Here is a 14,277-nt window from a genome sequence, read left to right as displayed (position 1 = left end):
TCAGTAGTGGTAAACATCTATTAACGCTTGGAAAAGGTTAGGGGCGGTATTTGGTGTGGGCGAAAATATCGTTTAAAGAACTAAAACGGTGTTCTTGAAAATGGTATCCAAATATTCCGAATAACGTGATAAAATATAAAGTATCGAAAAAGGGGGCTGGGAAATGACATTGTTACGTAAAACAGTTGGGGAGATTGTGAGGGAACAGGCGCAATTAGTTCCTGCACAAGAAGCATATATTTATCCGGAGCATGGCATACGGAAAACGTATGAGGAGTTTAATGAAGAAACGGACGAGCTGGCGAAGGCATTTATGGGTATGGGAATCGAAAAAGGGGAGCATGTCGCCATTTGGTCGGACAATAAAAGGGAGTGGCTCCTTAGCCAATTTGCGACAGGGAAAATGGGGGCAGTTCTTGTTACCGTGAATACGAGTTACCAGGCGGCGGAATTGGAGTATCTATTACGACAATCTGATGCAACTACACTCATTTTAGATGAAAGCTATAAAGGAACAAATTATATAGATATCATTCGCGCAGTCTGCCCGGAATTGGTGGATCGTAAGGATGGCGTCATCTCAAGTGAAAAGCTACCGCATTTCAAACGAATTATTCTGATGACAGAACGGGAAGAAGAAGGAATGTACAAGTGGTCGGAATTTATAGCGCATGCGGATCAAGTGACGGATGCGCAACTGGAGAAGCGATTCCAATCACTTGATGCTGATGATGTCATTAATATTCAATATACATCGGGCACAACTGGCTTTCCGAAGGGCGTCATGCTGACGCATAATAACGTTGTCAATAACGGTAAACTAATTGGCGACTATATGAAGTTGACTGAACAGGATCGCGTTTGTATTCCTGTTCCGTTTTTCCACTGTTTTGGCTGTGTGCTCGGAACACTGGCGGCGGTAACGCATGGATCAGCGATGGTGCTGCTTGAACAGTTCGATCCATTACGCGTACTCCAAGCGGTTCAAGATGAAAAGTGCACAGCGCTTCACGGAGTTCCGACGATGTTTATTGCGGAGCTCAATCATCCCGATTTCAACAAGTTTGATACGTCTACACTTCGCACAGGTATTATGGCCGGTTCTACATGTCCAATTGAAGTGATGAAGCAGGTGATTGAGGAATTGGGCGCCAGCGAAATTACGATTTGTTATGGTCAAACGGAATCATCGCCGGTTATTACGCAGACGAAGACGAATGATCCAATTGGCAAGAGAGTATCGACTGTCGGAAAGCCGCATCCGCATGTGGAAGTGAAGATTATCGATCCCGCAACTGGTGAAGCTGTCGCAGTTGGGGAACCTGGTGAACTTTGCACGCGTGGTTACCACGTGATGAAAGGCTATTACAATAATGACGAGGCAACCCGTGCAGTTATCGATGTAGAGGGATGGCTCCGAACTGGCGATATTGCGATTATGGACGAAGAGGGGTATATCGATATAACGGGCCGCATTAAAGATATGGTCATCCGAGGCGGAGAAAATATCTATCCGAAAGAAGTGGAGGAATTTCTTTATACGCATCCAGGGATCTCGGATGTACAAGTGATAGGGGTGCCGGATATGAAATATGGGGAAGAGCTGATGGCATGGATTATTGCGAAAGAAGGCGTAGAGTTAACTGCTGAAATGGTACGTGAATTTTGTAAGGGGAAAATCTCATACCACAAGATTCCAAAGTACATCGAATTCACGGATGACTATCCGATGACCGCGTCAGGGAAAATCCAAAAGTTTAAACTACGCGAAATGTCAGTTGAAAAATCCTATCAACAGCAATTTTAACTAAGAAAAAGCGTATTTCTTGTCACCCTCGAGAAATACGCTTTTTCCTGATGAATAACAGTTATAGATGTGGTTACTCTGAGTAGCGAGGCAAGGGCATCTTCTGACAGAATGCCATTATATAGAAATAACATTATTTTCCGAAAAAATAAGTAGAAGCAACATCATCATGGCGTTTGTTGTTTGAAAAATAATGTTTCGGGGTAAAAAATAAAATAACTAATTTAAAATACTCCAAGAAATGATATGATATAGATAACTTTTTATTAAGGAGGATTTACAATTGACGAATGAAATGTATCAGTTAATTTCGATTATTTTGTACATGGGTGTGATGGTTTTCATCGGCTGGTACGCCTTTAAACGTACATCTAATCTTACGGATTATATGCTTGGCGGACGTGCGCTTGGTCCAGCCGTTACTGCGCTTAGTGCTGGAGCGGCAGATATGTCGGGTTGGTTACTTATGGGGTTACCGGGGGCAATCTATCTGAATGGATTGGTTGAAGCCTGGATCGCAGTGGGCTTGACGGTCGGTGCATATCTGAACTGGGTATTTGTTGCACCGCGTCTTCGCGTGTATACACAAGTATCGAGTGACTCCATCACAATTCCAAGTTACTTGGAAAGTCGGCTGAAAGATAAATCACGTCTTTTGCGAATTGCATCAGGTATCATTATTCTTGTTTTCTTCACATTTTATGTATCTTCCGGAATGGTTGCAGGTGGGAAGTTTTTCCTTAGTTCATTTGGATTAGATTATCATACAGGTCTTTTAATTGTTTCTGCGGTTGTTATCTTCTACACGTTGTTTGGCGGTTTTTTAGCGGTCAGTTATACAGACGTTGTTCAAGGTGTTATTATGTTCCTCGCTCTTCTTTTGGTACCAATTGTAGGCGTTTTCATTACAGGCGGTTTAGGGGAGACGACGGCAAGTATTCGTGCCGTCGATCCAGAATTGCTGAACTTTGTATCGGGAGCATCGTTCCTGGGTATTTTGTCGGCAGTCGCTTGGGGGCTAGGTTATTTTGGCCAGCCGCACATCATTGTCCGCTTCATGGCGCTTAGTTCGCATAAAGAAGCGAAAAAAGCTAGACGTATCGGGATTAGCTGGATGTTCTTAAGTCTCTTTGGTGCGGTCGCGACAGCGCTTATCGGGATTGCTTATTATCAGCAAAACACAAATGCAACATTGGTCGATAATGAAACCGTCTTCATTGTCTTAGGACAAATTATCTTCCATCCACTTATCGCGGGTATCATGCTTGCGGCAGTTCTTGCGGCTGTTATGAGTACGATTTCTTCACAATTGATTGTATCTTCTTCTGCACTTGTTGAAGATCTGTACAAAACGTTTATGAAGAAAGATGCATCGGATAAGCATTATGTCTTTTTAGGAAGAATGGCTGTCCTTGCCGTGTCGGTAATTGGTATGATCCTAGCTTGGCCGAACAATGAATCCATTTTGAGCATCGTGTCGTTTGCATGGGCAGGATTCGGGGCTGCATTTGGTCCAATCATTTTGTTATCTCTTTATTGGCGCAAACTGACTACAAAAGGCGCGCTATGGGGTATGATTGCGGGTGCTATTGTGGTTATGGTTTGGGGAAATGTCGATGTATTGAAAGACACGCTTTACGAAATCGTTCCTGGTTTCTTACTGTGTCTCCTTGTTGCAGTTGTCGTTAGTAACATCACTTATAAGAAAAACAGTGAAATCGATAAAGAATTCGATGAAGCGATTAAAATCCTTAAAGAAGATAAGTAATAGGGAAAGCCTGCGGTGCATACTGCGGGCTTTTCTTTATAAAGAAAGAGGGGTTATATAGATGAAACTCGATCATGTTGTGTATTTTACGAATCGGGCACCGAAGGAATGGGTTGCGGAACAGCAACATGCGATTGTTGGTGGACGCCATGAACAATGGGGAACGCATAATGCGTTGTTATATGTGAAGAATGCTTATATAGAGTGGCTATCAGTAGAAAGCGAGGACATAGCGAATAAGGCGGACCATCCGTTAACGAGGTTGTTGCTACATGATTTGAAGGACGGTGAAGGATGGGGCACCATTTGTCTATCTGTGCCGGATATTGAGCAGTTTAATGAAGAGATTGAAAACAAAGGTTTCCGTACGTCAGGCGTGCTTCCGGCAGAACGTAAAACGGCTGATGGTCAATTGCGAAAGTGGAAGATGCTGTTTGTGGACCAAGCTGTTTCAAATGAATTGCCATATCCGTTTTTTATAGAGTGGGAGGATGCGGAAGACATACGTTTCGCGAAGTTGCGTGCAGATGGCACAATATCTTCGGCTAATGAACAGCTGGAAATTACGGAGTGTGTGTTCAGTGTCGAGGATCCGTTGAGAGAGACGGCGGAGTGGGCAATTTTATTGTCACAAAAAGTGGGTGACGCTGATGATATTACGCTGCCAAATGTTGTGTTAAGGTTTGTCGAACATGAGGGCGGGAAAGACAGACTGACGGATGTCACTGTAGGGTAAGTGAAGTAGCAAAGAGGCCGCCCTGATTGGTGCGTGAATCTACATATGTTAAGATGAATGCACGTATAGCATGTCTAGAAAGGGGTCGTTGTATGGAAGTTTTAGTGGAACGTGCGGTGCTTGTCGGGGTACATGAGCAAAAGGATGAGCATTTCGCTTATGCAATGGAAGAATTGAAAAATTTGGCCGAAGCGATTGCTGTTGAGGTGGTCGGTGAAGTGACGCAAAACTTGGAACGCCGCCATCCATCTCATTATGTTGGCAAAGGGAAAATTGAGGAGATTCGAAATTTCTATGAAGAATTGGATGCCAATCTGGTCATTTTTAATGATGAATTATCCCCTTCTCAAATTCGCAATATGGAGCAGGAGCTTCAGTGTAAAGTAATTGACCGGACGATGCTGATTCTGGATATTTTTGCAAGGCGTGCTAGAACGAATGAGTCTAGGATGCAGGTTGAACTAGCTCAGTTGCAATACATGCTTCCACGTCTTATCGGTTTACGAGCCTCACTAGGTCGACAAGGAGGAGGTACAGGTGGTGGTCTCCAGAATAAGGGGGCTGGGGAAACAAAGCTTGAACTTGACCGTCGTAAAATTGAAGATCAGATTGCCAAATTGCGCCGAGATTTGGAACATGTCAAAGATCAGCGTGAAACACAGCGTAAGCAGCGCAAGAAGAGCGGCACACCTGTCGTTTCCATTGTGGGCTATACCAATGCGGGCAAATCGACACTGATGAATAAGCTGTTAATGAAAATGGATGCCGACAATGCGAAACAGGTATATGAAGAAGATATGCTGTTTGCCACGCTGGATACGTCTGTCCGTAATGTAAAGCTTGTTGATAATAAGCAATTTATATTAACGGATACAGTTGGTTTCGTTTCAAGACTACCTCATCACCTCGTTAAAGCATTCCGTTCAACATTGGAAGAAGCACGAGATGCCGATCTTCTTCTCCATGTCGTGGATGTGTCAAATTCCGAACACAGTTATATGATGGAAGTGACGAATGAGACATTGCAGGCTGTCGGCGTGGAGAACGTGGAGACGCTGAATGTTTATAATAAAGCCGATCTCGCAGGTATCAGCTATCCAGAAGTAAGTGATGATAGCGTTTGGATATCTGCCAAAGAAGGTCAAGGGTTGGACGAACTTGAGGAATTGATCAAGAAGAAAGTTTTTGGACAATATAGTACGTGTAAACTGCTAATTCCGTTTGACCGTGGCGATATTGTATCCTATTTGAATGACAAAGCGAATGTACGGAGTACGGAATATGAGGAAGAAGGAACGCTGATAACCGTGGAAATGGATAGTTCCGAACGGACTAAGTTTGAGAAATTTATCGTCAGTTATTAAAAAAACAGCACCGCCTGACAAAACTGTCGGGCGGTGCTGTTCTCTATATAAGAGAAAGGGGGTGGGATAATAACAGTATACCCGCTTACTCGGAAGTTAAACCACTATCAATTACGCTTTGGCGTAATTGCGTCCAAATTTTGAATTGCGCTTGCGCAATTAACTCCTTTCAAAATTTGTGACATCCGCCGGAGGCTTAACTTGATTCAGCAGGGGTTTGAATACCCGCTGAATTGAATGGTTATTTTACATTCATCCCAGAACTTATAAAAGCGGGGGACTCCTGCTGAAGCGAGTTAAATTGAATATTATGCAGTCTTGCAAAAATCCCACCTTGACGAACAAGTTCATCGTACTTGCCGTCCTCCGCTATGCCGTCTTCTGTGACGACAATAACGCGATCTGCATCACGAATGGTTGCTAGACGGTGCGCGATAACAAGTGTTGTTCGATTTTCGGCCAGTTCAGCAAGTGATTGCTGAATGATGCGTTCTGTTTCCGTATCGAGTGCGGATGTCGCTTCATCCAAAATAAGAATGGGTGGGTTTTTCAAAAACATACGTGCAATCGCAAGTCGTTGCTTCTGCCCACCTGATAATTTCAACCCGCGTTCTCCGATTTGCGTCTCATAGCCATCAGGAAGGGCTGCGATGAAGTCTTCCAAATGCGCTTTATTCGCCGCTTCAAACACTTCTTCATCCGTCGCATCCAATTTTCCGTAGCCAATGTTCTCTTTAATCGTTCCTGTGAATAAAAAGACATCTTGTTGGACGATACCGATTTGGGAGCGCAAAGAATGCTGCGTCAAATCGCGAATGTCCAAGCCATCAATAGCGATAACACCTTCACTGACATCGTAAAATCGTGGGATCAGTGAACAAATTGTTGTTTTCCCAGCACCGGACGGCCCAACGAATGCCACTGTTTGTCCCGCGTGAATGTTCAAATCAATACCTTTGAGTACTGCTTTGTTGCCGTCATAGTGGAAATGAACATCGTCAAAGACAATGTTACCGTTTAAATGAGGCACGGCAATGGCATTTGGGCGATCCAGGATTTCAGGCTCCTGTTCAATCAAATCAAGAAACCTGCGGAAGCCAGCCATTCCTTTTGGATACAATTCAAGTAGCGCACTGATTTTATCAACAGGTTTGATGAGTATATTGACGAACAGTACGAAGCTGACCAGTTCACCGATGGACAATTTGCTTTTGTGAACGAACCACGCACCGACGACGAGCACGAGGAGTGTCACTAGCCGAGTCATCATGAACATACTCGAATGTGTCCAAGCCATCACTTTATAGGCGACGAGTTTGGCGATTCGGAAGTTGCCGTTGTCTTCGCGGAAACGTGCAATTTCAAATTCTTCATTAGTAAAGGACTTCACGACGCGTGATCCTGAAACGGAGTCCTCAACACGTGCGTTGACATCCGCAATTTTTCCGTACATGTTTTGCCACGCCGCATTCATCTTTTTATTGCAGAATGTCACAAGGACAATTAGGAACGGAACCATAATGATGGCGATAATCGCAAGTTCTGGATTGATGTTATACATGAGGATGAACGCCCCAATAATGGTCATAATGGCAATGAAAACATCCTCAGGTCCATGGTGAGCCAGTTCACCAATGTCGAATAAATCATTTGTAATCCGACTCATAATATGACCGGTCTTCGTGTTATCAAAAAATCGGAATGATTGCCGATGGACATGATTGAATAACTGCTGGCGCATATCGGTTTCGATATTGATGCCCAACTTGTGCCCAAAATAGCTAACGATATATTGCAGAACTGTACTGAGTAAGTAAACAAGGAGCAGTAAAATGCTCACCGTGATGACAGTTCCCCAATTTCCCGATGGTAACAAATCGTCAATGAACCATTGGACTGCAACCGGGAAGGCAAGATCGAGCAATGCGACGAAAATCGCACTGGAAAAGTCAATGATGAATAATCGTTTATGTGGCTTATAATAAGAAAAGAATTTCTTGAGCATCTGTAAAATCCCGCCTTTCCAATGATAATGGTTAGTATAGCGGATTTTGTTTAGGAAAACGACTAATTTATTTCCGAATTCGAAGTAAATGATGTCAGTAAATGGCACGTGTATTTTATTTTCCGTAGTTAGGGGTATGTATCATCTCTCGTGGGTCTTATTATTCAATTTCGTAACTTTATTCAAAAAATACGGAACTCTTTTCATTATATACCGTATGAATAGTTGTAGTTAAAATGAGAATGCGGAAGGAAGAGAATGACATGAAAAACTGGTTTAAAGGAATTGCAGTCGGTATTCTTGCTCTTGGACTTGTGGCATGTAGTGCACCTGCAGAGCCGGCAAAGGATCCTGAGACGGGTAAAAAAGTAGAGGTTCAAAACAAAAGTACGATGACAGCGCAACAAGTATATGACAAATCAGTTGAGGCATCCGTAGCTCAAAAGAGTATGCATGCGAAAATGAATGTAGATCAACTGCTAGAGTTGCCAGCGCAAGACTTTACTATGAATAGCAAAATCAAGATGGATATGGATATGATCATGGACCCGCTTGCTATGTATCAGAAGATGGACGTAGATATGGGTGAGCAAGGTGCGACAGCAATGGAAATCTACATGACAGAAGAAGGATTCTTTATGAACGAACCTGAATCAGGTCAGTGGATGAAGTTACCGGGCGAAATGTACGAAGATTTACTTTCTCAAGTAGGAAGTGCAGACCCAACATTAGATATGAATTTGTTTAAGGATTTTGTAGAAGACTTTACGTTTGAGCAAACAGATGACGAATACATTCTTAAACTAGTGGCTTCTGGAGAGAAGTTCAGTAAACTATTCAAGGAAATTGCCATGGATAATTTACCGGCTGGTATAGAAGCGGATGCAGATGCAACAGAATTGATGGAAAGTGTTAACGTGAATAGCTTAGAGTATGAGATTTTCATCGATAAGAAGTCGTTCTATACAAATGCATTCAACATGCAGATGGATATGACGATGCAGGTAGATGGCGAGGAAATGCGTATCGATCAAAAGGTCAATGCGAAATTAAGCAAAGTGAACGAAATCGAAAAAATTGATATCCCGCAGGATGTACTCGATAGTGCGATTGATATAAATGAGGCAATGGGACAATAATAGCAAGCGCCGGATAACCATTCCGGCGTTTTTTGTTTTTAGTGAGTGGTCTCCTCAAGTGCCCTGGTGGACTCGATGAAATTGCCCCGTATTCACTCCACTTTCGTTTTAAAGTCAAATAGTTCACAAGATTGTCGTAGTTTGGTGAGAGGCGTGAAACCGCTATTTGCCCATCTAGTAACGGATGTCTGCATCTTGTTTTCTCATCGCTCTCTCTCTGACTGATAATCATTTTCATTTATCCGTTGACACTAAATTCAATCATGCTATAATTGAATTTGCAGCTAATTGATAACTATTTTCAGTAGGTGATTCTCAATTGCATGCAAATAATCGATATCGGTGATACCTTTGAAAAAACGTTATTTAATAGTCGCAGTTATCATTCTTTCATTTCTTTCGCTCTTTGTAGGAGTAAGCCGTATTACACCGATGGATCTGTTGGATTTTAAATCGGAAGAAACGGAAATATTCTTAATTAGCCGCTTACCGCGACTGGTTGCTATTCTCCTTGCGGGAGCAGGGATGAGTATCGCAGGTCTCATTATGCAGCAGCTAAGCCGTAACAAATTTGTATCTCCAACGACAGCGGGGACGCTGGATGCAACACGACTTGGGATTCTTGTCTCCATGTTGTTGTTCGCAAACGCATCTACGATTGAAAAGATGATTGTCGCATTTGCATTTGCGCTTGCCGGCACGTTATTGTTCATGCAAATTCTTGACCGTATCAAATTCAAGGACGCGATTTTCATTCCACTTGTTGGATTAATGTTCGGAAATATCTTGTCGTCGATTACGACGTTTTTCGCTTATAAGGCGGATGTCATCCAAAATATGTCGGCGTGGCTACAAGGTGATTTTTCGATGATTATGAAAGGGCGTTACGAACTGCTATACATAAGTATTCCGGTGCTCATCATAACCTATCTCTATGCCAATCGATTTACGGTAGCTGGAATGGGAGAGGATTTTTCAAAAAACCTCGGACTTGCTTATAGACGGATTGTTAATATCGGTCTGATACTTGTTGCACTTATTACGACAACCGTCGTATTGACGGTTGGGATGATTCCATTCCTTGGATTGATCATTCCGAATATCGTTTCTATATTTAAAGGGGACCACTTACAGAAGACTTTGCCGCATACCGCATTACTCGGTGCGATTTTCCTTCTACTCTGTGATATTTTGGGGAGGGTGATTATCTATCCTTACGAGATTTCGATCAGTTTGATGGTCGGTGTCATCGGTAGCGCAATCTTCCTCTACTTGTTGTTTAGGAGGAAGGCATATGCGTAATTCAACGAAGCTACTCATACTTATCGCATTTGCAGCTCTCTTCTGTGGCCTGTATTTGTTCCAAGGTTTAAACGGCAGTTATGACTATGCGTTACCTCGCAGGGCTATTAAAGTGTTGGCGATGGTGATTACAGGTTTCGCAATCGCTTATTCGACAGTTATCTTCCAGACAATCACGCATAATCGGATTTTAACACCTAGTATTATGGGATTGGATTCGCTGTATTTGTTATTGCAAACCGTCGTCATTTTCATCTTTGGTTCAAGTCATATAACTATCGTCAACAAGCAAGTGAACTTTGCTATATCTGTCGGGGCAATGATTATCTTTGCGCTTATTCTCTACCGCTTTTTATTCCGCGGTGGGAAACAGCCTATCTACCTCCTATTACTTGTTGGAATTATCGTCGGGACATTCTTCGGAAGTATTACGACGTTCTTACAAGTACTGATTGATCCGAATGAATTCATGCTCGTGCAGGATAAGATGTTTGCAAGCTTTAACAACGTGAGTGGGGAGCTCGTTTGGTGGGCGCTCGCCATTGTTGTTATCACATTTATCATAGGTTGGAGATCTATCAATGAACTAGATGTTCTATCACTTGGAAGAGATACCGCCATTAACTTAGGTATTTCATATGATAAAGTCGTTAAAACGATGCTCATTTTGTCCGCAGTTCTAATTGCAGTTTCGACAGCACTTGTTGGACCGATTACGTTTTTTGGTTTGATTGTTGCGAATTTATCTTATCAGTATTTCAAAACGTATAAACACTCGATTCTGATCATGGGTGCCTCCGTCATGAGTGTAATTGCGCTTGTTGGAGGACAGTGGGCTGTCGAACGGATCTTTACGTTCTCAACGACGCTCAGTGTGATTATTAACTTTGTTGGCGGCGTTTACTTCATCTATCTACTATTAAAGGAGAGTCGATCTACATGATTCAAGTCCGTGAACTGTCGAAGTTCTATGGTAAAAAAGCGGTCGTGGAAAAGGTGAATGTCAACATTCATCCTGGAAAGATTACATCTTTCATCGGTCCGAATGGTGCGGGGAAATCGACGCTCCTGTCAATGGTGAGTCGTCTTTTGGATGCAGATACTGGTGAAGTACTCGTGGATAAAGACGATGTCAAGAAGATGAAGTCGAATGAGTTTTCAAAACGGGTATCCATTTTGAAGCAATCGAACTTTATGAATGTCCGTCTTACTATCCGTGAATTGGTATCATTTGGTCGTTTTCCTCATTCAAAGGGGAGGCTGACGGCGGAAGATGTACAGGTCGTGGATCAGGCAATGAACTACATGGATCTGATGGATATGCAGCATGATTATCTCGATGAATTATCGGGTGGACAGCGTCAACGTGCATTTATTGCAATGGTCATAGCGCAAGATACGGATTACATTTTACTTGATGAGCCGCTCAATAATCTAGATATGAAGCATTCTGTTCAGATTATGAAAATTTTGAGAAGACTTGTTGATGAACTTGGTAAGACTGTTGTCATTGTCTTGCACGATATTAACTTCGCATCTGTCTATTCGGATCGAATTGTTGCTTTGAAGGATGGCCGTGTTGTGAAAGATGGACCGACGAATGACATTATTACTTCTGACTCGTTAAAAGAAATCTACGATATGGATATTCCAATCAAACAGCTAAGCAACTGCCGTATTTGTGTGTACTTTAATTCTTAAGTAAAAATAAAACTATATTTAATAAGAAAAGGGTGGATTTAGATGAAAAAGTTTACAATGGCATTACTGATGGTCGCATTAATGGCTTTACTTGTAGCATGTGGAGCAAAAGACGATGCAGCAGGTGATAAAACAACGGGTAGCAAGGCAGAACCTGAAGTAGAAGGAACAACTGAACCAGAAATCTTAACAATTAAGCATGATCTTGGAGAAGCAAAAGTAGCAAAAAATCCTGAGAAAGTTGTTGTTTTCGATTTCGGTATGCTTGATACGCTTGATGAGCTAGGTGTTGAGGTTGCAGGTGTTCCACAAATGAACATTCCTTCGTACTTATCAAAATATGAGGATTCTAAGTACACGAACGTTGGTGGTCTTAAAGAGCCTGACTTTGAAACAATCCATGCGATGAAACCTGACGTGATCCTTATCTCTGGACGTCAATCCGCTATGTACGAAGAGTTAAATGAAATTGCTCCAACTATCTTTGTTGGTGTGGATACAGCAAATTACATGGAATCATTCAAACATAACATGAATATGGTTGCTGAACTATTCAGCAAAGAAGATGAAATGAAAGAAGAACTTGCGGAGATTGACGAAAAAATTGCAGCGATTAGTGAAGAATCATCTAAAATTGATGCGAAATCATTGATTATTCTTGGAAACCAAGGAAAAGTAAGTGCATATGGACCAACTTCACGTTTCGGTATCATTCATGACGTATTTGGCTTCAAAGCAGCTGATGAAAATCTTGAAGTGTCTACACATGGTCAAGGGATCTCATTCGAATATATCCTTGAAACAAATCCGGATATTCTCTTCGTTATCGACCGTGATGCAGCAGTTGGTGGCGATGCAAGTGCTAAAGATTCAATCGAAAATGAGTTAGTAGTAAAAACAAAAGCTTACAAAGACGGGAAAATTATTTACCTTGATCCGAACTACTGGTACCTATCTGGTGGCGGACTTCAATCTGTGAAAGCAATGATTGAAGAAGTCGAAGAAGTATTGTGAGATGAAAAAAGATTGGTTCACTGAAAAGTGAACCAATCTTTTTTTTATTTTGGGCATACTAGTGATTCTAGCGTATTTGTAGAAAACGTTGCTATATGTTGTCCGGAAAGCATTGTGTAGATGAGTAGAGTGAAGTATAATGACAACTGTCAAGACACTACATTCTTCAATGAGGGGAAGTCACATTGTGAGTAAAAAGAATGAAGGAATTTCTAGAAACAAATTATTGGGGCTTGCAGGAACGGGCTGGATGTTTGACGCGATGGATGTAGGGATTCTATCCTTCGTAATTGCGGCATTGGCGATAGAATGGCAGTTGTCGCCTGCAGAGATGGGCTGGATCGGTAGTGTCAACTCGATTGGGATGGCGTTTGGGGCATTAGGATTTGGATTGTTGGCGGACCGAATTGGTCGAAAGAATGTCTTTATGATTACGCTTATTTTGTTTTCGGTGGCTAGCGGATTATCGGCGTTGACGATGTCACTAACCGCATTTCTTATTTTACGCTTTTTTGTCGGTGCTGGACTTGGCGGGGAATTACCTGTCGCATCAACGTTGGTGTCAGAAAGTGTGGCAGCCCATGAACGGGGGCGTGTCGTTGTTCTGTTGGAAAGTTTTTGGGCAGCAGGCTGGTTGGTAGCCGCGCTGATTGCATACTTTATCATTCCGGACTTTGGCTGGAGGGTTGCATTGATCATCACGGCGTTACCGGCATTTTATGCGATTTACTTGCGCCGGAAATTGCCGGATTCACCTAAATTTGAAGCAGATGGTAAGCCAAAGCAGTCTGCGCTGGAAAAGATGGGGCTACTTTGGTCTGAAAAATATGCAAGACGGACACTCATGTTATGGATTGTTTGGTTCACCGTTGTATTTTCCTATTATGGCATGTTCCTCTGGTTACCGAGCGTGATGGTACTGAAAGGATTTAGTTTGATCAAAAGTTTCGAGTATGTGCTAATTATGACACTCGCCCAATTACCGGGTTACTTTTCGGCTGCATGGTTAATCGAACGAGCAGGTCGGAAATTTGTCTTGGCGACGTATCTTCTTGGAACGGCGGCAAGTGCGTTTATGTTTGGGAATGCTGAGACGCTTCCAATGCTAATCCTCTTTGGGGCATTATTATCCTTCTTTAATTTGGGTGCATGGGGTGCTCTATATGCCTATTCACCTGAACAGTATCCGACGGCGATACGCGCGACGGGTTCGGGGATGGCTGCGGCAGTTGGACGAGTGGGCGGTATTTTTGGACCGTTACTTGTGGGTTCATTGCTAACGGCGGGTTATGGATTTGGTTTGATTTTCGGTATTTTCTGTGGGGCGATTGTGATTGGTGTGTTGGCAGTCGTGTTGTTAGGGACAGAAACGAAACAATTAGAATTGGAATAAACGATGGGCCTACTTTTTTTAAGGTAGGCTTTTTTGGTTAGACTATAG

11 protein-coding genes are annotated in these 14,277 nt (G+C 42.5%); 10 read left to right on the top strand and 1 reads right to left on the bottom strand.

Annotated features, from left to right (window positions below):
• Positions 1-163: 163 nt before the first annotated feature.
• The 4 genes from ACIQ0H_RS11830 (at position 164) to hflX (ending at position 5,675) form a co-directional block, all read left to right on the top strand.
• Positions 164-1,807 (top strand): AMP-binding protein, encoded by a 1,644-nt coding sequence (locus tag ACIQ0H_RS11830; RefSeq protein ID WP_403414742.1) that lies wholly within the window; start codon positions 164-166, stop codon positions 1,805-1,807.
• Between the two features lie 283 nt (positions 1,808-2,090).
• Positions 2,091-3,575: a sodium/proline symporter PutP gene (gene putP / locus ACIQ0H_RS11825; protein WP_403414740.1), complete on the top strand. Its 1,485-nt coding sequence runs from the start codon at positions 2,091-2,093 to the stop codon at positions 3,573-3,575.
• Positions 3,576-3,636: 61 nt separating this feature from the next.
• Positions 3,637-4,311, top strand: a complete 675-nt coding sequence (locus ACIQ0H_RS11820; protein WP_403414738.1) for a VOC family protein — start codon at positions 3,637-3,639, stop codon at positions 4,309-4,311.
• A gap of 92 nt (positions 4,312-4,403) precedes the next feature.
• Positions 4,404-5,675: a GTPase HflX gene (gene hflX, locus ACIQ0H_RS11815; protein WP_403414735.1), complete on the top strand. Its 1,272-nt coding sequence runs from the start codon at positions 4,404-4,406 to the stop codon at positions 5,673-5,675.
• Positions 5,676-5,916: 241 nt separating this feature from the next.
• Here the strand turns inward: hflX and ACIQ0H_RS11810 are convergent, their stop codons facing one another.
• Positions 5,917-7,680 (bottom strand): ABC transporter ATP-binding protein, encoded by a 1,764-nt coding sequence (locus ACIQ0H_RS11810; RefSeq protein WP_403414732.1) that lies wholly within the window; start codon positions 7,678-7,680, stop codon positions 5,917-5,919.
• A gap of 263 nt (positions 7,681-7,943) precedes the next feature.
• Here ACIQ0H_RS11810 and ACIQ0H_RS11805 point away from each other — a divergent pair, with 263 nt between their 5' ends.
• The 6 genes from ACIQ0H_RS11805 (at position 7,944) to ACIQ0H_RS11780 (ending at position 14,229) form a co-directional block, all read left to right on the top strand.
• Positions 7,944-8,819 carry a DUF6612 family protein gene (locus ACIQ0H_RS11805; RefSeq protein WP_403414730.1) on the top strand — a complete coding sequence of 292 codons (876 nt, stop codon included), beginning with the start codon at positions 7,944-7,946 and terminating at the stop codon, positions 8,817-8,819.
• 351 nt (positions 8,820-9,170) lie between these two features.
• Positions 9,171-10,121, top strand: coding sequence for an ABC transporter permease (locus tag ACIQ0H_RS11800; RefSeq protein WP_403414727.1), 951 nt, complete (start codon positions 9,171-9,173; stop codon positions 10,119-10,121).
• Positions 10,114-11,064: an iron chelate uptake ABC transporter family permease subunit gene (locus ACIQ0H_RS11795; RefSeq protein ID WP_403414725.1), complete on the top strand. Its 951-nt coding sequence runs from the start codon at positions 10,114-10,116 to the stop codon at positions 11,062-11,064. The genes ACIQ0H_RS11800 and ACIQ0H_RS11795 overlap by 8 nt, the downstream gene beginning before the upstream one ends.
• Positions 11,061-11,822, top strand: a complete 762-nt coding sequence (locus ACIQ0H_RS11790; protein WP_403414722.1) for an iron ABC transporter ATP-binding protein — start codon at positions 11,061-11,063, stop codon at positions 11,820-11,822. The genes ACIQ0H_RS11795 and ACIQ0H_RS11790 overlap by 4 nt, the downstream gene beginning before the upstream one ends.
• Positions 11,823-11,864: 42 nt before the next feature.
• Positions 11,865-12,836 (top strand): siderophore ABC transporter substrate-binding protein, encoded by a 972-nt coding sequence (locus ACIQ0H_RS11785; RefSeq protein ID WP_403414720.1) that lies wholly within the window; start codon positions 11,865-11,867, stop codon positions 12,834-12,836.
• 250 nt (positions 12,837-13,086) lie between these two features.
• Entirely contained in the window at positions 13,087-14,229 is a 1,143-nt protein-coding gene (locus tag ACIQ0H_RS11780) for an MFS transporter (protein WP_403415708.1), read from the top strand.
• Positions 14,230-14,277: the final 48 nt, after the last annotated feature.

Source organism: Sporosarcina sp. NPDC096371 (assembly GCF_044762865.1).
Classification (GTDB): domain Bacteria; phylum Bacillota; class Bacilli; order Bacillales_A; family Planococcaceae; genus Sporosarcina.
The sequence above is the reverse complement of the archived record's forward strand: the minus strand, read 5'-3'. Positions and strand labels throughout refer to the sequence as shown.